The organism is Hyphomonas neptunium ATCC 15444 (assembly GCF_000013025.1).
GTDB lineage: Bacteria > Pseudomonadota > Alphaproteobacteria > Caulobacterales > Hyphomonadaceae > Hyphomonas > Hyphomonas neptunia.
The window spans coordinates 507899-529052 of the sequence record NC_008358.1 but is presented as its reverse complement, the minus strand read 5'-3'; the positions used below and the strand labels follow the sequence as shown (position 1 = coordinate 529052).

Here is a 21154-nt window from a genome sequence, read left to right as displayed (position 1 = left end):
TCGCCTATGCATGCAACCCTGCCTGTGCGCGTCAGATGCGCTTGAGGACCAGTTCGCAGCGCTCATTCAGGCTGGGGCGGGCGACGGCGACGCGGGCGAGGCCAGGGAGGGGCTGGCCGAGGTCGGCGGCGGCCCAGAGGCAGATGCGCTCGAGGGTGGGGACTTCGAGGCCCTCGATGTCGTTGAGGAGGCGGTGATCTAGCTTGGCGGCGGTCGCTTCAAGGGTGGCGGTCAGGTGGCTGAAATCTTCCACCCATTGCTCACCGGGCTTGACGATGCCGGCAACGGTCGCCTCCAGGCGGAAGGAGTGGCCATGCACGGAGCGGTAGGGATGGCCTTCGGGCTTGCCGCCCATGAAATGGGCCGCCTCGAAGAACACCGCCTTCGAAATCTCGAAAATCTGACCTTCTGCTTTCAGGCCCTCTTTCAAGGAAGCCCGGTCAGTTTGTGTGTTTGCAAGCTCAGGCGCCATTTTGGATTCTTCAAGCAATAGTTGGCCACCGCCGCCACATGGCTGACGCTGGGTCCATCGTCCCTCGGTTGGAGGAAAAAGTGCTCAAAGTCCAGTGTTTCAAAGCATTCTGGTTGCGCCTCGGGCTCGGTTTGAGGGTAAACGAGCTTTAACTCATTGCCTGATTTCTGGGCGAGGGGGGCGTTGGCCTTGGGGCTGACGCAGATCCAGTCAATCGAGGCGGGCGCGGGCAGCGTGCCATTGGTTTCAATGGCGATTTCAAAGCCGGCCTCATGCAGCGCGCCGATCAGGGGTTCATCGAGCTGCATCAGCGGCTCTCCGCCCGTGCAGACGACATAGGGGCGCCCGCCGGGAGATGCATTGGCCTGCCAGATGGACTCTATATGGGCGGCGAGCAGGCCGGGCTCGCGGAACTTGCCGCCCCCTTCCCCATTGGTGCCGACAAAATCGGTGTCGCAGAAGCGGCAGACGGCCTTTTCCCGGTCGCGCTCCAGCCCGCTCCAGAGGTTGCAGCCGGCAAAGCGCAGGAAGACCGCCGCGCGGCCGGTATGGGCGCCTTCGCCCTGCAGGGTATAGAAGGCCTCTTTGACAGAATAGGTCATGGGGCGGCCGCCTTGCCATCCTGCCAGCGCTGCCAGCCATTTGACCTGAGTTCGCAGGCCGGGCAGGTGCCGCAGCCATAGCCCCAGTCATGGCGCGCGCCGCGCTCGCCCAGATAACAGGTGTGGGTTTCTTCGCCGATCAGGGCAACCAGCGCGTCTCCGCCGAGTTCCTGGGCGAGCTGCCAGGTGGCGGCCTTGTCGAGATACATCAGGGGCGCATCGATGCGGATGTCGGCGTCGAGACCAAGGCGGAGGGTCTGCTCCTGGGCTTTGAGCGTATCGGCGCGGCAGTCAGGATAGCCCGAATAGTCGGTTTCGCACATGCCGCCGACCAGCACGCCGATGCCCCGGCGCACGGCAAGCGCGCCGGCCAGGGTAAAGAAGAGAAGGTTTCTTCCCGGCACGAACGTGTTGGGCAGGCCAGCGGCGGTCATGCTGATCTCGACCTCGTGGGTCATCGCGGTGGCGCCGAGGGATTTGAGGACGCCAGCATCGATCATGTGATCCTCGCCCAGCTTTTCCGCCCAGACAGGGCTCATCTGGCGAATCGCGGCGCGCACTTTCGGCCGGCAGGCGAGTTCGATGGCGTGGCGCTGGCCATAATCGAAGCCGATCGTCTCCACCCGGTCGAACCGGTCGAGGGCCCAGGCCAGGCAGGTGGCCGAATCCTGTCCCCCGGAAAACAGGACGAGCGCGGAGGAAATTGGCTGTGTCATGCGCGCCGCTCTATCAGCGCGGCCGGTTCCGGCCAAGGCTACGTTGCGGAAGGCGTCACATTTTTGACACCGACACAAATAGTTTCGACCTCACGTAGGGGCAGGACAATTGACAGGGGACGCGCCTTGGCCTTGTGTTGAAGTCGAAGCTGTCCCGCCAAAGAGGATGGCTCGTTACATATCATTGTAATCGGGACCGGATGATCGGCCCGAGGGGAGGAAAAATCGAAATGAGCCGAAACACAGACTCGAAGTACGTCTTGTTGGCAGGGGCGTCGGCCCTCGCCCTCAGCTTTATCGGTACGGCGTATGCCCAGGAGGACACCACACCGGACGACGACCGGCGCCTCGGCACGGTTACCGTTACAACCCAGAAGGTCGAACAGTCGATTCAGGACGTTCCGATCGCCGTTTCGGCGTTCGACGAAGAATCGCTGAACAAGCTGCAGCTTGCTGGCGGCCCTGACCTTGTGAAGTCGATCCCGAACGTGTCGTTCACGAAGGGCAACTTCAACGGCTACAACTTCAAGATCCGCGGCATTGGTGTCGACGTGGTTGCTCAGTCGGGCGATGCCGGCGTGGGTATCCACCAGAACGACGTGCCTCTGACGGCAAACCGCCTGTTCGAAGCCGAATTCTACGACATGGAGCGGATCGAGGTGCTGCGTGGCCCTCAGGGTACGCTCTATGGCCGTAACGCGACGGGCGGCGTGTTCAACGCCATCACCGCGAAACCGGTTCTCGAAGAATGGCAAGGCAACGCTTCGGTCGCGCTGGCCAATTATGACAGCCGCAAACTCAAAGGCATGGTGAACGTGCCGATCGGCGACAAGGTCGCCGTGCGTCTGGCCGGCTCCTATCTCGAGCGCAGCGGCTATGTCGACAACACCGTGACCGGCCGCGATGTCGATGGCCGCGAACTGTATGGCTACCGCGCAACGATCCTGGCCGAGCCGACCGACCGTATCCGCGGCTGGCTCTCCTATGAATACTTCGAAGAAGAGGATGACCGTCTCCGCGTCGGCAAGCAGCTCTGTAAGAAAGATCCGCTGAAGACGTCCTATGCCGGCATTCCGATCGGCTTTGTCGATCAGACCGTGACATCGCTCGGCTGCGCCGAAGCACCGCTTGATGCCATGGACGGCCGGGTCAACTCGGTTGGTACGCTTGGCGGCGGTCTCGGCGTGCTCGCCGGCCTGCTCAGCGGCGACGCTTTCACGCAACCGGCGAACCTGAACCTGAGCGAAATCGAGTCGGCCTTCGACCCGCAATACTATGCGGATCAGGAGCTGATCACCGGTAAGCTCGAATTCGACGTCACCGACAACATGCTGCTGACCTATCTGGGCAGCTACAGCACCAGCGAGTCGCTCTCGATCGAGGACTATAACAAGCAGTCTCCGACCATTGCGTTCAACACCTCGGGCGCGCCGCTCTTCAACCCGGCCCTCACGCCGGTGTATGAAGCGCTGTTCCCCGGCGGTGTCGTCAACGATCCGCTGCTGGGTGCCTCGAACTTCTTCCGGACGTTTGACGTTGCCGGTGGCAGCTCGGAGCAGACTTCGCACGAACTTCGTCTGCAGTCTGACTTTGAGGGTCCGTTCAACTTCAACCTCGGTGTGATCCAGGTTGACGTGGAAGCCATTGATCCGTCCACGGCCACAGACGGCTACACGGTTGTCTCCAACTCGCTGACGGCCCTGACGCAGCTGAACAACGCCCTTGGCGGCGCCATCTTCGGCGGTCTTGTGCCACTCGACGATGCAGGCACCCAGCCTGCCATCGAGAACCTCGACTATTCGGGTCTCGGCGGTCAGTACTTCCGCTCGCTCTCACCTTATGAACTCAGCTCGCTGGCTGTGTTCGGTGAAGGCTATTACGACATCTCCGACAACCTGAAGGCCACCCTCGGCCTGCGTTACACCAAGGACGAGAAGTCTCAGGATAACATCCCGACCTTCCTGTTCGTTCCTGGCGCCGCGTATGGCCCAGGCACTGGTCAGAATGGCAGCCCGCTGACGCCGAAGCCTGTGACGTTCGCAGGCCCGGATGGCATCGTCGGCACGCCGGATGACGTTCTGGCTTCGGCAGATGAAGGCGGCGACGGCTCGTTCAACGTAGCCTTTGAAGAAGTCACCGGCCGGGCCGGTCTCGACTGGCGTCCGGACCTGAGCTTCACCGAGGACACGCTGCTCTATGCGTTCTACTCGCGCGGCTATAAGGGCGGCGGTATCAACCCCCCGCAACCGGCCGACAACCCAGGCGCATTCGACCAGTTCTTCGAGCCGGAGTTCATCAACTCCTACGAAATCGGTACGAAGAACACTCTGGCGGGCGGCGCCCTCCAGATGAACGCGACCGGCTTCTACTACGATTATAAAGGGTATCAGATCACCCAGATCATCAACCGGACCTCGGTCAACTTCAACATCGACTCCACCATCATGGGTCTCGAGCTTGAGTCGATCTGGAACCCGGTTTCGACCCTGGTCCTGAACACCAATATCGGCATTCTCGACACCGAGATCGACGATGTGTACTCGATCGACGTGCTCGATCGCGTCAATGGCCGCTCGGACCTCGTCGCGCTGAAAAACACGACGAACTACACCAACTGTGTGGTCTCGGCTCAGGGCTATGCCACTGTGCTGGGCGCCATTCAGGGCAACCCGGCCCTCGCCGGCCTCACCCGCAACATCTGTAACGGTGATCTGGGTGCTGTTGGCGGACGCACAGCCTTCGAGAATGCTCTGGGTCTTGGCGGTGTGACGGTCACCTATACCGACGCAACCGGCACAACCCGCACGGCCTCCGCACTGGAGCCGATCGCAGGCGACGCGAAAAACCTGGGCGGCAATTCCATGCCCGGCGCGCCGGACACGACGATCAACGTCGGCGTTGAATACACCTGGCTGCCAGGTTCGTTCGGCGACTGGGGCCTGACCGGCCGCGTCGACTACTACAACCAGTCTGAAAGCTTCAGCCGCGTCTACAACACCAACCGCGACCAGCTTTCTTCCTGGGATAACCTCAACGCATCGCTGGCGTTCTACAACGACACCAACGGTGTGCGCGTTGAACTCTTCGGCAAGAACATCGCTGATGAGACCGCCATCACAGGCGCCTATCTGACGGATGACTCGTCGGGCCTCTTCACCAACATCTTCCTGACCGAGCCACGCACTTTCGGCGTTGCCGTCTCGAAGACCTGGTAATCAGGCATAGACCTGAAACCTTGGGGGCAGCCTTTCGGGGCTGCCCCTTTTTCATTGGCGCAGCGCCCGGAACGGCCTATCTCTGCGCCATCCGATTTCTTATCGCCCGCCAGATCACCCCCTTCACAGGAGCCGGTATGTCCGTCTTTTCCCGCCTCGCCGCCCTTGGTCCGCTTGCCATGGGCCCGCTTGCTCTGATCCTGTCCGCCTGCGGAGAGGCCCCCGCCCCGGCGGCGCCGGAAGCGGCCGCGCCTGGCGCGGTTACCGGCGTCAGCCTGGAACTGGTGACGTCTGCCGAGCAGCCCTGGGGCATGGCGTTCCTGCCTGATGGCGGGCTCCTCTTCACGGAGAAGGAAGGCGGGCTCAAATTCTTCGCCGCTGGCGGTACGGCCGCGCCCGTGTCCGGACTTCCCGAGGCGTACATCGCCGGACAGGCGGGCTATCTGGGCCTGGCGCTGGACCCGGCATTTGAAAGCAACCGCATGGTCTATGTGGCGCTGTCGACGGGCGATGACGCGGCCAACTCCACCGCCGTGTTCCGCGGCCGGCTGAGCGAGGACAATACGGCGCTGGAAAACCCCGAGCAGATCTTCAAGGCGGACGACCGCGACACGGCCTACCATTATGGCGCGCGGCTGGTGTTCGGCGGGGACGGGACGCTGTTTGTCTCCCTCGGCGAGGGCTTCAAATACATGGCTGACGCGCAGAACCCCAAGAACACGCATGGCACCATCGTGCGGATCAATTCTGACGGGTCGATCCCGGCGGATAATCCGTTTGCGGACGGGGCCAACGGCATGCCGGAAGTCTGGTCTTATGGACACCGCAATGTTCAGGGGCTTTATTTTGACGCGGCCACCGATACGCTCTGGGCGACCGAGCACGGGCCGCGCGGCGGGGATGAGCTCAATATCGTGAAGCCCGGCGTCAATTATGGCTGGCCGGTGATCACCTATGGCGTGAACTATGATGGCACGGTCATTACGAAGGAAACCGAAGCCGAGGGCATGGCCCAGCCAGAGACCTATTGGGTGCCCTCGATTGCGCCCGCCGGCCTGACGATGGTGACCAGCGACAAATATCCCGGCTGGGAGGGAGACCTCTTCTCGGGCGGCATGAACGGCCCGGCGGGACTTGTCCTTGTGCGGATTGACCTTGAAGACGGCAAGGTGGCGGGGAAGGAAAACCTGCTGAAGGACGAGATGTCGATCCGCGATGTGGCGCTGGCGCCGGACGGCTATCTCTATGTTGCCAACAAGGATTTTGACGGCATCTTCCGCGTTGTGCCGCAGTTCTAAGCACGCGCCTTTCCGCGAAACGAAAACGGCCCCGTCAGTCTGACGGGGCCGTTTGCTTTCTGGCGGCGCCTGGATGGCGCCCGGCCTTGACGTCAGGATTTGTCTTTTTCGTTGAGCGGCACGCCGTAAAGCTCCAGCCGGTGATCGACCAGCCGGTAGCCAAGCTTGCGGGCGATTTCTTCCTGAAGCTTTTCGATCTCTTCGGAATGGAACTCCACCACCTGCCCTGTCTTGATGTCGATCAGATGGTCGTGGTGCTCGGCCGGCATTTCTTCATACCGGGCGCGGCCATCACGGAAGTCATGCGCCTGGATGATGCCGGCGTCCTCGAACAGTTTGACCGTCCGATAGACCGTGGCGAGCGAAATCGAGGCGTCCAGCGAATTGGCGCGCCGGTGCAGTTCTTCGGCGTCAGGATGGTCATCGGCCACCGAAAGCACGCGGGCAATGATCCGCCGAGGCTCCGTCATGCGGAGGCCCTTCTCAATGCAGAGTTTTTCTAGTCTGTCCATGGTCCCTAAATGCCCTCGCCCAGCGGGAAAGTCCAGTTCAACCTTGTCAGCTGCCGCGCAGGTGCTTGCCGAAGAAATCCAGCGTCCGGGACCAGGCGAGCGCCGCTGCCTCGGGATTGAAACGCGGCGTGGTATCATTGTGGAAACCATGCTGCGTGCCATCATACCAATGCAGTTCGTAGGCCTTACCGGCAGCCTTCAGCGCCGCCTCATAGGGCACCCAGCCTTCATTCACGCGCGGATCATCGCTCGCCAGATGGATCTGGAGGGGCACGGCAAGATTTGCTGCCTCTTCGGCCGCAGGCCAGCCGCCATAATACGGCACAGAAGCTTTCAGCCAGGGCAGGCTGACGGCGAGCTGGTTTGCCATTGCCCCGCCAAAGCAGAAGCCGGTGACGCCGACATTGCCATCCACCGCCTCATGCGCGCGCAGGAATTCGGCGCCCGCCACGAAGTCCGCAAACATCGCCTCGCGCGTGCGCTCTGCCTGCAGCGTGCGCCCGTCATCGTCATTGCCGGGATAGCCGCCGAGCGGATAGAGCGCGTCGGGCCCGAGGGCGACATAGCCTGCCTTTGCGGCGCGGCGCGTGACATCGCGGATATAGGGGTTGAGGCCCCGGTTTTCGTGGATCACGAGAATGGCCGGCAGCGGCCCCGTCGCATTCGCCGGGCGCACCAGATAGCCGCCCATTGTTCCGGCGCCATCGGGGGACGCGTAGGTGATTTCTTCTTCGATCAGGTCGGCCTCACCGGTCACCGTCTGGGCCTGGCTGTAATCGGGCATCACGCAGGCGGCGAGCATCGAGACGGTGATCCCGCCCCCGGCATAGGCGCTCAGCCTTGAGAAGAAAGCCCGGCGGGAAAGGTCGCCGTGGCAGTAAGCGTCATAAAGCCGGAAGACTTCCTGCGGAATTTCAATCTTGTCCTGCGCGCCGTCGGCCATGTCTGCTCTCCCGTTCCTGATCCTCACGAATATAGACCGGACGGCCGAATGGGCCAGCCTTTTAGCGGCCCCGCCTCAGACGCCGAGATGGCGCGACATCAGCACAGCGTCGACCGGCGTGTCCCTGCCCGCCTCATAATAGCGGCGGCGGCGGCCATCTTCGGTGAAGCCAAAGCGCACATAGAGCTGGCGGGCGGCGCGATTGTCTTCGGCCACCTCCAGCGTCATTCGGGTGATGCCCGCGCCCTCCAGCTCGACAATCAGTGCACCGATGAGTTGAGCGGCATAGCCGTGCAAACGCCTCGCAGGGTCGGTTGCGATGGTTAGCAGATCGGCCTCGCCCGCCACTTCCTTTGTCATTGCAAAGGATACCAGCTGCTCGCCCAGCCAGAAGCCGTGCGCGCGAACGGCCTCATCCTCGAACGTTTCCTCAAACGACTTCACGCTCCAGGGGTCAGGGAAGCACATCGCATGCAACGCCGCCGCAGCAGTGGCATCGGCGCGCGCCAGTGGGCGAAGGAGTTGGTTCATCAGGTCTCAAATGCCAGCAATGTAAAAGACAGGTCGCAACGGTCAGCCGGGTTGATTGCTCCGCCGTGTCCCTGCTAGATCGCCTGCCTCCCGCTCCAAGACAAGACATTATGATGACCCAGGCGACTTCCACGCTCGGCCTCGATTTTGGCACGACGAACAGCGTTGCGTCGCTGGCCAATCCGGATGGCACGACGCAGGCGCTGACCTTCAGCCATGGCGAGGACACCTTTGCGGCCTGCCGCTCCGTGCTCTGCTTCTGGCGCGACGAGGATGAAGCGCGCGCGATGATGGAGATCGGCCCCTGGGCGATTGACCAGTTTCTGGAGCTGGGCGGGGATTGCCGGCTGATCCAGTCATTCAAGACGTTTGCGGCGAGCCCCCTCTTCATCTCGACCCTCATTCACAACAAGCCCTGGCGGTTTGAAGACCTGCTGTCGGCGTATCTGCGGCGGTTGTCAGAACGCTCTGGCACGCCCTGGCCGAAACAGGCGGTGATTGGCCGGCCGGTACAGTTTGCCGGGGCGCAGGCCGATGAAGCCCTCGCGCAGGAACGGTATGAGACGGCGCTGGCGCGGCTCGGCTTTGAGACGATCCATCATGTTTATGAGCCGGTGGCAGCAGCGTTCTTCTTTGCCCAGCGGCTGAAGGAGAAGGCGACCATTCTGGTCGCCGATTTTGGCGGGGGGACGAGCGACTTCTCGATCATCCGGTTTGATCCGGGTGGCGGCCGGCTGCGCGCGGAGGCGCTCTCCCATTCGGGCATCGGGATTGCGGGCGACGCGTTTGACCAGCGCCTGCTCGATCATGTGGTGGCGCCCCTCTTCGGCAAGGGCAGCACCTTCAAGAGCGGCGAGAAGACCCTGCCCGTTCCCCTCTCGCTCTATAGCCGGTTTGCGCAATGGAACCAGCTCTCGATCATGCGACACACGCGCGACTATGCCGATCTGCACAAGCTGCTCCGCGTGTCGGATGCGCCGGAATTGATCGAGGCCTTCATCGCGTTTCTGGACGCAGATGCGAGCTATCTGCTTTACCGCGCCGTGGCGCAGGTAAAGACGCAGCTTTCGCAGACAGATACGGCCCGCTTCAGCCTGGCGGCGGGCGATCTGAACTTTGAGCGGGACATCACGCGCGCCGAATTCGATGGCTGGATTGGGGGTGATGTGGCCGCGATTCAGGCGACCGTGGACACCGCGCTTGAGCGGGCCGGCCTTGGCGCGCACCAGATTGACCGGGTGTTCCTGACCGGGGGCACATCTTATGTGCCTGCCCTGCGTCAGAGTTTTGAAGACCAGTTCGGCGCCGGCAAGGTCGAGACCGGCGACCAGTTCGTGTCCATTGCTCATGGCCTCGCGCTGATTGCGCAGCAGGATGATCTGGAGCCCTGGCTGGCGCGTCCGGCTCAGGGATTGGCGTCTTAGGGTTTGGGCGCCGGCAGGGTCGCGTCCGGCTCGCGCGCATAGACCGGCGTGGGCGGATGGTTTGCCGGATCAAACCGCCCGGCCTTGAGGGCGGCGGTGACCGCGCTCGGCCGCATCGGGCGGATGTCGAGCTTTGCGGCGGCCTCGCCGAGGGCTTCCGCGCCGTCCATGAAGATCGGCGCGTGAAAGCCCTGGAGCATGGCGGAGAGCGCCTCAAGGCCCACTTCGCGCACCGGGGCGATGCCTTTGTCTTCGCTGATGCCCTGCACCCACCAGGTCTGGTCGGGTGGGCGGCGCTGGGCCATCAAGGCGCCGAGGCTTGCCCCTTCCATGCCCGCAGGGATCGCCGCCTCAAGGCTGGTGATGCCGAGGGCCGGGGCGCCGGTTACGAGGGCAAGGCCGCGCACATAGGCGACGCCAATGCGCAGGCCGGTGAAGCTGCCCGGTCCGGTGACGACGGCGAAGCGGCCGACATCGCCGAACGTCGCGCCCTCTTCCTTCAGCAGCGCCTCAACAAATCCTGGCAGGGCCTTCTCCTGGCCGCGCGGCAGTGTCTCGCGCGCATCGGCCAGGATTTCGCCGTCGCGTACCAGCGCGGCTTCCATCGTGGTGAAGGCAGTGTTCAGGGCAAGGATCAGCATCAGCGCCGGTTAGAGGATGCGGCAGCCCTCGTCAAATTCCAGACGCGGGGAGCGGGCCATGATCTTGGTCTTATCGCCATAGCCGAGATTGCAGATGAAGTTGGCCTTCCAATGCTGCTCTTCGCCTTCCTGGCTCTCGAAGAATTCGCGGTTCACCCCAGCCACATCAAAGCCGCTCATCGGGCCGCAATCGAGCCCCAGCGAGCGGGCCGCCAGCATCAGATAGGCCGCTTGCAGCGTGCTGTTCCGGAAGGCGGTTTCTTCGGTGTTGTTGTCAAACCAGTGCTTTGCATCCGGATTGTGCGGGAACAGCTGGGGGATCTTGTCGGCAAAGCGCATGTCGAACGCCATGATGACAGTCCAGGGCGCAGCGGCGGTCTTCTCGCGGTTGCCGGCGCTCATGAAGGGCAAGAGGCGCTCCTTCCCTTCCGGCGTGGTGACGAACACGAAACGCGCCGGCGAACAGTTGGCGCTGGTCGGGCCCATCTTGGCGAGGTCATACACCGCGCGGATGAGCACTTCGGGCACCGACCGGTCGAGATAGCCGTTCTGGCTGCGGGCATCGCGGAAGATGATGTCGAGCGCGTGATCGTTGACCGGGTGGGCCATGGAGGCAGTTCCTTCCTTGCTGGCGGCTCTTGATCGCGGCGGTGGCACCGGGATCAGAGCCGGAATTTTTTGACTGCAGAACCGTTAGAGTTTTTGGCCGCGCAGTTGGAGCTATTGTTGGCGTTTTTCCGGCGGCTTTTAAAGCGCTGCCTCTACCGCGGTCACCTCTGGCACATAGGTGCGCAGCATGTTCTCGATGCCCTGCTTCAGGGTCATGGTCGAGGACGGACAGCCCGCGCAGGCCCCGCGCATGGAGAGGTGGACGATGCCGGTGTCGGCGTCGAAGCGGTGGAAGGTGATATCGCCGCCATCCTGCGCGACGGCGGGCCGCACGCGGGTTTCGATCAATTCCTTGATCTCATTGACGATTTCAGCCGTTTCGCCTTCATATTCGGTCTCATCGGCGCCGCTGGAGGCGCTGGAGGTGCCTTCCTCGATGACCGGCAGGCCGGACATGTAATGATCCATGATAGCAGCCAGCACCATTGGCTTCACATGCCGCCAGTCTTTGTCCTGCGCCTTGTTAATGCTGACAAAATCGCTGCCCAGGAAGACGCGCTCAACCCCTTCGACCTGAAACAGGGCGCGGGCCAGAAGGCTGGTGCGGGCGCTGGCAGCGTCAGGGAAGTCAAACGGGCCGCGATCCCCTACAACCGGTTGTCCGGGAAGGAATTTTATCGTGTCAGGATTGGGCGTGGCTTCGGTCTGGATAAACATGGCGGGGCCTTTACTGTCTGGCCCCTGACATGGCCCGCCCAGCCATCGAGATCAAGGGAGCGCTACTTCAGCGGCCTCATCGGTCTGCGCCACGGAGGTCTCCTCAATCACCTCATCGGCGGCCGGCGGCGCCATCAACTCAATCAGATGGCGCGAGGCCACTTCGGCTTCCAGCAGGAAATACGCCATGCTCGCCAGATGGTTGGGATTGAGAACGGCCGAATCCGACTGGTTGGACACGAGGATCGGCTTCATCTCGGCGGCGCGCCCCCAGGCCGTTTCAGCCCGGTCAGCGGCAACCAGAATGGCCGTGTTGGAGAGGTTATAGGCCTTGTCCGCATTGGCGGCGAACATCTCATGGGCGACATGGGCGCGGGCCTTGGCGCGGTAGAACGCCGTGATGTCGTCCTTGCTGGCAGGCCAGCCGCCGCCCTCCTGAAGGGCATTGATCTGGTCGGAGAGCGCCGCGCGGTCCTCCGCTGCCCAGCCGGCAAACAATGCCAGTTCCTGCGGCATGATTTCTTCCGGCATCGGGCGCATGGCGAGACCGCGCGAGGCGCGCGTATCAAAGCGGTTGAGCGCTTCGGCAGCTGCTGTCAGGCGGGGGCGCATCGGCTCGCCCGATACTTCGGTCAACAGGCGGGCGGCTGCGGCGAGATCGCTGTCCGGGGCGCCTTCATAGGGGGCCAGCTCGGAGATCAGCTGCATATGCTGGGAGAGCGCTTCGGCGGTGCCGGACTGCCAGGCGGGCAGCGCGGTAAGACGCGCCTGCGGATGCCAGACCGGACGGTTGCTGGCCCAGCCGGCGCCTTCAAGCTCGCGTGCAATCTTGTGGATGGCGACGGCAATGCCCGGCACAGCCCAGCTTTGTTCAGCGGGAATGTCGATCGGCTTGTCGTTAATATGGCTGGAGAGAACCACGGCGGCCGGATAGGCGCCGACCAGGGCGAGCACGGCGCCGATCTTCAGCATACGTTTCAACGAACGCCATGCTTTCTGGAACCCGATCATGATCGGACTCGGCTCGGCATAGTCGAGCGAGATGAAGTGCGTCGGGTCTACCGGGGCAGGCACATGCTCCTGCTCCTCATACGCCCGAGGGAGTTTCACTGCCGCCGCTGCTGCCATGCTTTTACGCCGCTTCTTCCTGGGTGCTGTGGATTTGTCCATCCTGTGCCGTTTATGAAGCTGTTAAACCGTTATTAACAGGCTAGTTGCGCATGAAATTTCAGCAAGCAAAGCGATGTGGTTAATTCAAGCACCAATTACCGCCTGCTGTTGCAATTCCAGCAGCAGCAGGTGTCCCGGCCCGCTACCTAAATTCGCCTACGAAGCCGCCCAAAATCTGATCGCGCCACCCTCGCGAGAAGAATTCTCCTTACGAGGATGGAGTGATTCCCCACACAGCCGAAAAGTATGCGCAGCGCGTGGGGCGCTTTTAAGGCGGCGCTGCCTTTCAAGACGTCAGAAAGCGGTGCTGAAGGTCAGCCGCGCCAGAAGCCGACGATCCGGCGGACATCATCCATGACCGGCGCAGCAACCTCATTGGCGCGCGCGGCGCCGTCTGCGAGGACGCGGTCCAGGCCCGTCTGATCGTCCAGGATGTCGCGGAATTTCGCGGTGATCGGCGCCAGATGGGCGACCGTGACATCGGCCAGCGCGGGCTTGAAAGCGCCAAAACCCTTGCCTTCAAATTCGGCCAGAACGTCTTCCGCAGTGCGCCCGGAGAGGGCAGCATAAATGCCGACGAGGTTTTCGACTTCGGGACGGCCCTCAAGTTCTTTGACCGTACCCGGAATGACGCCGGCATCGGTGGTGGCCTTCTTGATCTTCTTCGCGATGGTATCGGCGTCGTCGACCAGGTTGATGCGCGAGAGGTCCGACGGGTCGGATTTCGACATTTTCTTCGTGCCGTCCTTGAGGCTCATGATCCGGGCACCGGGGCCTTTGATCATGGGTTCAGGCTGCGGGAAGAAGCCCGGCACATCGTATTCGCGGTTGAAGCGCTCGGCGATGTCGCGGCTGAGTTCGAGATGCTGTTTCTGGTCTTCGCCCACGGGCACATGCGTCGCCTTGTAGGCGAGGATGTCAGCGGCCTGGAGCACCGGATAGGTGAAGAGCCCCACGGAGGCGCGCTCGGCGTCCTTGCCGGCTTTGTCCTTGAACTGGGTCATCCGCTCGACCCAGCCCATCCGCGCGACGCAGTTGAAGATCCAGGCCAGCTCCACATGCGCCAGTACCGAAGACTGGGCAAAGATGATGGATTTGGACGGGTCAACACCGGCCGCGATGAAGGCGGCGGCGATCTGGCGGGTGTGCGAGATCAGGGCCCCCTTCTCCATGGGCATGGTGATGGCGTGAAGGTCCACGACGGCGAAGATGCAGTCATGGCCGTCGCGTTGCAGGTCGGCGAATTTCTTCAGCGCCCCGAGATAATTCCCGAGGTGAAGATTGCCGGTCGGCTGGACGCCGGAGAAAACGCGTTGCGGGCCTGTATAGGCGGGGGGTGTGTCAGTCATGGTGGGGCGCCTTTAGCGCGTTTGATCAGCGCCGCAAAGCCTGCCGGATGTCGCTGAGGCGGACGGCGCCGGTCAGGAAGGCAGCAAAGGTATAGATAAAGCCCCCGGCCAGCACGATGACGGCGGCAGCCAGCTCCTTCGAGCCGCTCAGCGCGCCTTGTATGGCGGGCAGTTGCCACAGCATGCCCCAGATGGCCACAGAGAGGATCAACGTGGCCAGGAAAGCGCGGGCGAAGCCTGAAATAGCGCGCGGGCCCGGCGTGTACCAGCCGCGGCGGGCCAGCGTGGCCGCCAGCAGCAGCGCGTTGACCCAGGAGGCTGTGCTGGTGGCGATGGCGAGGCCAGTAAAGCCCATCTGGCCCGATTGCTTGAGCCAGAAGAACAGCCCCGCGCCGAGCAGCGTATTGATGACCACCGAGACGAGCGCAAAGCGCATCGGCGTTTTGGTGTCTTCCCGCGCGAAGAAAGGCGGGGCCAGAACCTTGATGAGCACAAAGGCGGGTACGCCCCAGGCAAAGTGAAAGAGGGCTGCGCCCGCGGCCACAGCATCGGATGGCAGGAAGGCGCCGCGCACGAAAAAGGCGTCGATCAGAAAGACTGGCGCAACCATCAGGGAGGCGGCCGCCGGAAGGGTCAGCGCCATGGCAAGGCCGAGGCCTTCATCCATCGTACGGCTGCCCGCTGCCCCGTCCCCTGCCCGCGCCGCGCGGCTGAGGCGCGGGAGGATGGCGACGCCCACCGCGACGCCGACAAGGCCGAGGGGAAGCTGGTAAAGCCGGTCTGCCGCATAGAGCCAGCTTTTGGCGCTGACCTCGAAACTTGCGAGCGACTGGCTGACGATGATGTTGATCTGGGTGCCCGAGGCGGCAATCGTGCCGGGCACAGCCAGCAGCAGCACCTTCTTCACGGCCGGGGTAAGGCGCGGCCAGCCCAGCAGCGAGAGGCGGACTTTCTGGCGGCTGACGCCCCACCAGAGGAGCGCGGCCTGAAGGAAGCCGGCAATGAGGAAGGCAATCGCCGCATACTGGGTGGTGATGACCGGCGTGGTGCCAAGCAGGCCCGCCGGGATGAGGCAGAGATTGAGGACCGTTGGCGCGCCGGCTGAGAGGATGAACCGCTCGGCCGAGTTCAGCACGCCCGAGAGCAGCGCGCCGATGGCCATGAAGGTGAGGTAGGGCATGGTGATGCGCGTGAGCAGCACGGCGAGATTATAATGCTCCGGATCGTCCGCCTGGCCGCCATGGATCAGCAGGAGCACCCAGGGCATGAATATCTGGGCGAGGATGGTGAGGGCGGCGGTCATCGCAAAGAGGACCCGCAACGCGTCCTGCGCCACCTGCTGGGCCGCTTCGGGGCCTTCGGCTTCCAGCGTGCGCGCATAAGAAGGCACGAAGGCCGAAGCGAAGGCGCCCTCGGCAAAGATGCGCCGGAAGAGGTTTGGGAATTGCTGGGCGGTCGCCCAGGCGTCGCCCACGGGCCCTGCCCCGATCTTCGCGGCAAGGATCACATCCCGCGCGAGGCCAAGGATGCGGCTCGCCAGGGTCAGCGAGGCCTGAACGGCAGTGTTGCGGGCGAGGCTCATGGATACCCCGGTTGAACCAATTCTCAGAAGCTGTCCACGGCGCGCGAGCGTTTGAGCTTGCGGGCCGGAGTGTGCGGGCCTTCTGGTTCTTCCCGCAAAAGTACGGCGAAAAGACGTTCCCGGAGGGCTTCTTTGCGGGCTTTGGAAATCTTGCCTGAGGGGCTGCCGGGTTTCACATAGAACGCATCGAACACCCGCTCCCCATAGGAGCCGACATGCGCCGAATGGATCGAGAGCTTCATATCAGCGAGCACTTCAGCCACTTCATGCAGCAGGCCGGGCCGGTCGCGCGCAGCGACATCGATGACCATATGCTCGATCGAGACTTCTTCATGGATCTGCACCGAGGGCTGAACCAGGAAGGCAGCTTCACGCCGGCCAGCGCGGGATTTGACCGAGCCGCTGGGGACTGTGCCGCCCAGCGCGCCGAGGATGGCCTGTTCCAGCTTTGCCAGGCGCGGCCCGTCGCCCTCGCCATAAGGGAGGCCGCGGGCGTCCTGCAGCATGAACACGTCAACGATGCGCCCGCCCTTGGAAGTGAAAACCTGTGCGGCGACAATATTGGCGCCGAGGCGCGCGAGCGTTCCGGCGAGATCGGCGAAGAGACCGGTGCGGTCCTTGCCCGACACCAGCAGTGCAACGGCCCCGCCTTCAGGCGCCATGCGAGAGGTGACCACCTCGCCGCCTTTTGAAAGGGCCGCGGCATGCCAGGCGATGTCGTCGGGATCAAAGCCCGTCCAGTAGGCGGTTTCGAGTTCCAGCAGCAACGAAGGCACCGAGCCGATACGCTCGACGAGGGCTTCGCGGCGCATCTCGGCGCGGCGCTCCAGTTCGGAGAGTACGGCGGCTTCATCGGTACGCCCGCCGCGCAGGGCGGCGGCAGTGTTGTGATAGAGATCGGCCAGAAGCTGGCCCTTCCACGCGTTCCACACGGCGGGGCCAACGGCTTTGATGTCGGCAACAGTGAGAATGTAGAGGAGACGCAGCCGCTCCAGCGAGCCGACAAGGCGCGCGAAGGTCGCCACGGTGCGCGGGTCGCCAATGTCACGCTTCTGGGCGGTCTCACTCATTTCCAGATGGTGGCCGACCAGCCAGACGACGAGATCGGTTTCCTCGTCCGGGATGCCGAGGCGCTCGCAGGCGCGGCGCGAGGTGCGCATGCCGGCTTCCTGCTGGTCGCCCTTGCCCTTGCCGGTATCGTGCAGAAGCATCGCCAGATAGAGCGCACGGCGGTTTTCAATCTGGCCGAAGAGTTCTGTGGCCAGCGGCGCCGTGCCGCCCCGGCCATATTCGAGGTCTGCGATCGTTTCGACCGCGCGCAGCGTATGCTCATCCACCGTATAGTGATGATACATGTTGAACTGCGTCTGGGCGACGATGGAGCCGAACTCGGGAATGGCGCGGCCGAGAACACCGGCTTCATTCATGCGGCGCAAGATCGGGCCAGGCTCCTTGCCGCCGAGGATGGCATCGAGGATGAGCTCGCGCGCGCTGTCTGTTTCCCGCGCTGCCTCATTCAGCCCCCGGAGTTTCCGGGTGAGCGCGGTGAGCGCGGCGGGGTGAATATCCTTCTGTTCGCGCCGGGCGATGGTGAACAGGCGGATCATGTTGAGCGGATCATCCGACATCACCTTGTCTTCGGTGATGTTGATGCGGCCCGCCTCGATCAGGAAGCCTGTTTCGGCCAGCGGTTGGGGCGGGCGAGAAGGCAGGAAGCGGCGCAAGCCTTCGGGTTTCTTCTTGTGATCGGCTTCCAGCTTGGCGGCCAGAATACGCGTCAGTCCGCCGACATCCTTGGCCACGAGGAAATAGCGCTTCATGAAGCGCTCCACCCCCTGCTGCCCTTCCCGGTCGCGGTACCCCATGCGGGAGGCGATCTCAGGCTGGAGGTCAAAGCTCAGCCGGTCTTCGGCGCGCCCGGTGACAAAATGCATGTGGCAGCGCACCGTCCAGAGGAACCGGGCAGCGCGAATGAAGGTCGCATACTCATGATCCGTAAACGGACCAGCATGCATCACATCTTCCAGCGTGCGCCCGCCATACATGTGCTTGACGATCCAGTAGAGCGTCTGCAGGTCGCGCAGGCCGCCCTTGCCGTCTTTCACATTCGGCTCAACGACATAGCGCGCATCGCCCATCCGTGTGTGCCGGGAATCGCGCTCGGCCAGCTTGTCGGCAATGAACTGGGCGTCCTTGCCCTTGACGGCATCCTTCTGGAACAGCGCCATCATGTCATTGGCCAGCACTTCATCCCCGCAGATGAACCGGGCGTCCAGCAGGCTGGTCTTGATGGTAACATCCTCCGCCGCCAGCTTGACGCAATCAAGCGGTGTACGGAAGGCATTGCCGACTTTCAGCCCCATGTCCCAGAGGGCATAGAGCATGTATTCGATGACACTCTCTGTATGCGGGCTGGCCTTATAGGCGCGCAGGAAGAGCAGGTCTGTATCGGACGACGGCGCCATCACGCTGCGGCCATAACCGCCGGTGGCGAGGATCGCCAGGCGTTCGGCCTCGGTCGGGTTTGAGGCGCGGTGAACGTGCGTGACGGTGAAATCATACAGCGCGTGGATGACTTCATCCTGCACCGCGGCCAGAAGGCGAGCCGTATCCAGCCCGTCCGCCCCCTGCTGCAGTCGCTCCTGCGCGATCAGGCGGCCCCGGAACATGGCGCCGTGCAGCAGGTTCAGCGCAGATTTTCGGGCGGCGGCATCGCTGCCGATATTGTCCAGCGCGGCGGCTGTCAGCTTCACCCGCAGGGCGCGGCCGTCAATGATGTCGGCAATGCGCCATTTGCCCGGCCGGCGGGCGGCCGGGGGGCGGGCGGATGCAACGAGGGTCGGAGGCGGTTTGTTCGGAGAGGTCATGCGGGGCGCAACATAGCAGGTTTGCCGGGTTCGGCTATCGCCCTGTGCTTACCCCACAATCGTGTGCACCTTGTTGTACCATAAGGGCGAATTGGCGAGATCAATGAAGTTGCGCTCGTCCTCCAGAAGCTCCCGCGCCGCGTCCGCGACGCCTGGGTTCTGGCCATTGGCCCGCATGGCTTCCTCACTCTCGAACCAGATCTCGGCAATGCCGTCATATGGCTCGGATGCCTCCCGAGAGGCGCGCGCGGCCGCGCTCATCTCGTCAAAACCGGCATGGACCTGTTCATACTTGACGATGCCGAGGGTTTTGGCCCTCGCCGCTACCAGCGGGGCATGGGTTTCCCGCCAGTAGCGCTGGAATTCCTCGCGGCTGAGGTGAGGCAGGCGGCGAAGGCAGAATGTCAGCTTGATCATCGCTTGCCCCTCCCGGCCTAGAGCAGGTCGCCGCCGGCCGCAGCGGCCGTGGTGCCATCTTTCTTGAACGCGCGGATGACGTTCTTGCCCGTGATCCACTTGTGGACCTCATCTGGCCCATCGACGAGACGCTGGGAACGGATGTGGGTGTACCAGGCCGCCAGCGGCGTATCGAGCGAGTAGCCGAGCGCGCCATGCAGCTGGATCGCGGTATCGACCACCTTGTGGACCATGTTGGCAAGGAACACCTTGGCCATGCCGTTTTCCTGGCGGATGTCCATGCCGTTCTCTGCCTTGTAGGCGATATGCATCAGCATGAGGCGCGCGATGTAGATCTGGCTGGCACATTCGGCGAGCATGAACTGGACGCCCTGGCGATCTTCCAGGCCCTTGCCGAAGGTCGAGCGCTTGGTGACAAACTCCGTAGCCAGATCAAGCGCGCGCTGGGCCATGGCCACATTGTGCATGCCGTGACGCAGGCGGCCATAAGCCAACCGGTGCTGGCCCATCGCAAAACCCATGCCTTCGCCGCCCAGGAGGTTTTTCTCGGAAACGATCAGATTGTCGATCTTCACCTCGGCATGTCCGCCGCCCATTTCGGCGTAGTGGGGGCCATGGACCGCCATTGTCGGAATATCGCGGATGATCTGGTAGCCGGGATTGGGCAGCTCCACGATGAAGGTGGAGTATTGCTGGTGGCGCGGGGCTTCGGGATTGGTCTTGGCCATCACGACGGCGATGTCCGCTGCCGTTGCGGCGCTGGAGAACCATTTCTCGCCATTGAGGACATAATTACCCTTGCCGTCTTTCTCAGCGCGGGTCTGCATACCGGTTGCATCCGCGCCGGCGGCTTTTTCCGTCATCGAATAGCAGACGCGCTTTTCGCCATTCAGAATGGGCTTGAGATATTTTTCTTTCTGAAAGTCCGTGCCATGCGCCAACAGCGTCAGCATCGTCGCATCGTCCGGCCCCTGAGAATTCATCGACAGAGCGCCCAGGTGGCTGTGGCCCAGTTCCATCTGCACCAACGCATTGGCCAGCGGGCCGAGACCCATGCCGCCATGTTCCTTGGGAATGAAGGGCAGCCAGAGACCCTGCGCGCGCGCTTTCTTACGAAGGTCTGCCAGCACGTCCTTATAGGGGCGCCCGCGAGACATCTCGCGCTCTGCCGGAACGCATTCCTCCTGCACCCAGCGGCGGACCCGCTCGCGCACTTCCTTTGCATCTTCCGGAATCGTGAAATCAATGGCCATCGGGCGCTCCTCCTCATTCTTTATGATGAGAGGCTAACCGCGAAATCCGGGCCTGCACAGTTTGTCGTCGCGTCAGCCCGCGGGGTAATCTACCCGTTCCAGGAACAATCCGTCGGACGGCGCCACAGGCCCGCAGCGGGTGCGGTCTGCCGCCTCAAGAATTTCCCGCGCCCATTTCACCGGATGGCGCCCACGGCCGACCTCCACCAGGCTGCCGACCAGGGAGCGGACCTGACGGTGAATGAAACTCGGCGCCGAGCAGGTGAACTCGATCCGGTCGTTATAACGGGCTACATCCAACCGCGTGAGCGTCTTGACCGGGCTGAGGGCCTGGCACTCGCTGTCCCGGAAGGTCGTGAAATCATGCGTGCCCACGAAAGACTGCGCGGCCTCGTGCATCTTGTCTGCGTCCAGCCTTGAGGGCACGCGCCAGGCCAGGCCCTGATCATGCGTCAGATGAGCCCGGCGATTGATGACGATGTAGCGGTAGTGACGCGCGATGGCCGAAAAGCGGGCATGGAAATCCTCCTCCACCCTGTCGGCTTTCAACACAGCGATGGGATGGGGGCGCAGATGATAGTTCATGGCGTCAGCCACCTTGTTGGGCCGGTCGACGCGCAAATCCATATGCGCCACCTGCCCCGTGGCATGCACGCCGGCATCGGTGCGCCCGGCCCCGGTGACCTCCACCGGCCCGCCATCGAGCTGGGCCGCGGCGGCCTCCAGCGCGCCCTGCACGGTCTGCAGGCCGGGCAAGCGCATCCAGCCCTGATAGGGCCCGCCATTATATTCGATGAGGAGTCTGTAACGGGGCATGCGATGTCCGCTGCCAAAGC

Annotated in this window: 19 protein-coding genes; 3 read left to right on the top strand and 16 right to left on the bottom strand. The window is 63.1% G+C overall.

The window, feature by feature from the left end:
* Positions 1 to 31: 31 nt before the first annotated feature.
* From HNE_RS02660 to queC, 3 genes are read right to left on the bottom strand one after another with little or no spacing between them, the layout of a single operon-like run.
* A complete protein-coding gene (locus HNE_RS02660; RefSeq protein ID WP_011645563.1) occupies positions 32 to 472 on the bottom strand; it encodes a 6-carboxytetrahydropterin synthase in 441 nt (146 codons plus the stop codon).
* Positions 427 to 1074: a 7-carboxy-7-deazaguanine synthase gene (gene queE, locus HNE_RS02655; protein ID WP_011645562.1), complete on the bottom strand. Its 648-nt coding sequence runs from the start codon at positions 1072 to 1074 to the stop codon at positions 427 to 429. The genes HNE_RS02660 and queE overlap by 46 nt, the downstream gene beginning before the upstream one ends.
* Positions 1071 to 1790, bottom strand: coding sequence for a 7-cyano-7-deazaguanine synthase QueC (queC, locus tag HNE_RS02650; protein ID WP_011645561.1), 720 nt, complete (start codon positions 1788 to 1790; stop codon positions 1071 to 1073). Before queC ends, queE begins: the two co-directional genes overlap by 4 nt.
* A 230-nt stretch (positions 1791 to 2020) precedes the next feature.
* On the opposite strand from queC, the gene HNE_RS02645 reads away from it, so the two are divergent.
* Both HNE_RS02645 and HNE_RS02640 read left to right on the top strand, forming a co-directional pair.
* Positions 2021 to 5005 carry a TonB-dependent receptor gene (locus HNE_RS02645; RefSeq protein ID WP_011645560.1) on the top strand — a complete coding sequence of 995 codons (2985 nt, stop codon included), beginning with the start codon at positions 2021 to 2023 and terminating at the stop codon, positions 5003 to 5005.
* Between the two features lie 137 nt (positions 5006 to 5142).
* Positions 5143 to 6303 carry a PQQ-dependent sugar dehydrogenase gene (locus HNE_RS02640; protein WP_011645559.1) on the top strand — a complete coding sequence of 387 codons (1161 nt, stop codon included), beginning with the start codon at positions 5143 to 5145 and terminating at the stop codon, positions 6301 to 6303.
* A gap of 92 nt (positions 6304 to 6395) precedes the next feature.
* Here the strand turns inward: HNE_RS02640 and HNE_RS02635 are convergent, their stop codons facing one another.
* From HNE_RS02635 to rimI, 3 genes are all read right to left on the bottom strand, one after another.
* The gene (locus tag HNE_RS02635; RefSeq protein WP_011645558.1) at positions 6396 to 6815 is read right to left on the bottom strand and encodes a Fur family transcriptional regulator; all 420 of its coding nucleotides are present in this window, start codon (positions 6813 to 6815) and stop codon (positions 6396 to 6398) included.
* A gap of 46 nt (positions 6816 to 6861) precedes the next feature.
* The gene (locus HNE_RS02630; protein ID WP_011645557.1) at positions 6862 to 7758 is read right to left on the bottom strand and encodes a dienelactone hydrolase family protein; all 897 of its coding nucleotides are present in this window, start codon (positions 7756 to 7758) and stop codon (positions 6862 to 6864) included.
* A 75-nt stretch (positions 7759 to 7833) separates the two neighbouring features.
* Entirely contained in the window at positions 7834 to 8289 is a 456-nt protein-coding gene (gene rimI / locus HNE_RS02625) for a ribosomal protein S18-alanine N-acetyltransferase (protein WP_011645556.1), read from the bottom strand.
* Between the two features lie 113 nt (positions 8290 to 8402).
* On the opposite strand from rimI, the gene HNE_RS02620 reads away from it, so the two are divergent.
* Positions 8403 to 9713, top strand: coding sequence for an Hsp70 family protein (locus tag HNE_RS02620; RefSeq protein ID WP_035590425.1), 1311 nt, complete (start codon positions 8403 to 8405; stop codon positions 9711 to 9713).
* On the opposite strand, the gene tsaB is transcribed toward HNE_RS02620, so the two are convergent.
* The 10 genes from tsaB to truA form a co-directional block, all read right to left on the bottom strand.
* Positions 9710 to 10354, bottom strand: coding sequence for a tRNA (adenosine(37)-N6)-threonylcarbamoyltransferase complex dimerization subunit type 1 TsaB (gene tsaB / locus HNE_RS17730; protein ID WP_011645554.1), 645 nt, complete (start codon positions 10352 to 10354; stop codon positions 9710 to 9712). The genes HNE_RS02620 and tsaB overlap by 4 nt on opposite strands.
* 9 nt (positions 10355 to 10363) lie before the next feature.
* Entirely contained in the window at positions 10364 to 10963 is a 600-nt protein-coding gene (locus HNE_RS02610; RefSeq protein ID WP_011645553.1) for a malonic semialdehyde reductase, read from the bottom strand.
* A gap of 138 nt (positions 10964 to 11101) precedes the next feature.
* A complete protein-coding gene (locus tag HNE_RS19050) occupies positions 11102 to 11680 on the bottom strand; it encodes a NifU family protein (RefSeq protein ID WP_011645552.1) in 579 nt (192 codons plus the stop codon).
* Between the two features lie 51 nt (positions 11681 to 11731).
* On the bottom strand, positions 11732 to 12790 hold the full coding sequence (locus HNE_RS02600) for a hypothetical protein (protein WP_148205788.1): 1059 nt from the start codon (positions 12788 to 12790) through the stop codon (positions 11732 to 11734).
* 374 nt (positions 12791 to 13164) lie between these two features.
* The gene (gene trpS, locus HNE_RS02595) at positions 13165 to 14199 is read right to left on the bottom strand and encodes a tryptophan--tRNA ligase (protein ID WP_011645550.1); all 1035 of its coding nucleotides are present in this window, start codon (positions 14197 to 14199) and stop codon (positions 13165 to 13167) included.
* Positions 14200 to 14224: 25 nt separating this feature from the next.
* Positions 14225 to 15781: a murein biosynthesis integral membrane protein MurJ gene (gene murJ / locus HNE_RS02590; protein WP_011645549.1), complete on the bottom strand. Its 1557-nt coding sequence runs from the start codon at positions 15779 to 15781 to the stop codon at positions 14225 to 14227.
* A 23-nt stretch (positions 15782 to 15804) separates the two neighbouring features.
* Positions 15805 to 18648 carry a [protein-PII] uridylyltransferase gene (locus HNE_RS02585; RefSeq protein WP_011645548.1) on the bottom strand — a complete coding sequence of 948 codons (2844 nt, stop codon included), beginning with the start codon at positions 18646 to 18648 and terminating at the stop codon, positions 15805 to 15807.
* A gap of 48 nt (positions 18649 to 18696) precedes the next feature.
* Positions 18697 to 19065 (bottom strand): EthD domain-containing protein, encoded by a 369-nt coding sequence (locus HNE_RS02580; RefSeq protein ID WP_011645547.1) that lies wholly within the window; start codon positions 19063 to 19065, stop codon positions 18697 to 18699.
* Between the two features lie 17 nt (positions 19066 to 19082).
* Positions 19083 to 20318, bottom strand: coding sequence for an acyl-CoA dehydrogenase family protein (locus tag HNE_RS02575; protein WP_011645546.1), 1236 nt, complete (start codon positions 20316 to 20318; stop codon positions 19083 to 19085).
* Between the two features lie 72 nt (positions 20319 to 20390).
* Positions 20391 to 21134, bottom strand: a complete 744-nt coding sequence (gene truA, locus HNE_RS02570; protein WP_011645545.1) for a tRNA pseudouridine(38-40) synthase TruA — start codon at positions 21132 to 21134, stop codon at positions 20391 to 20393.
* Between the last annotated feature and the right edge of the window lie 20 nt (positions 21135 to 21154).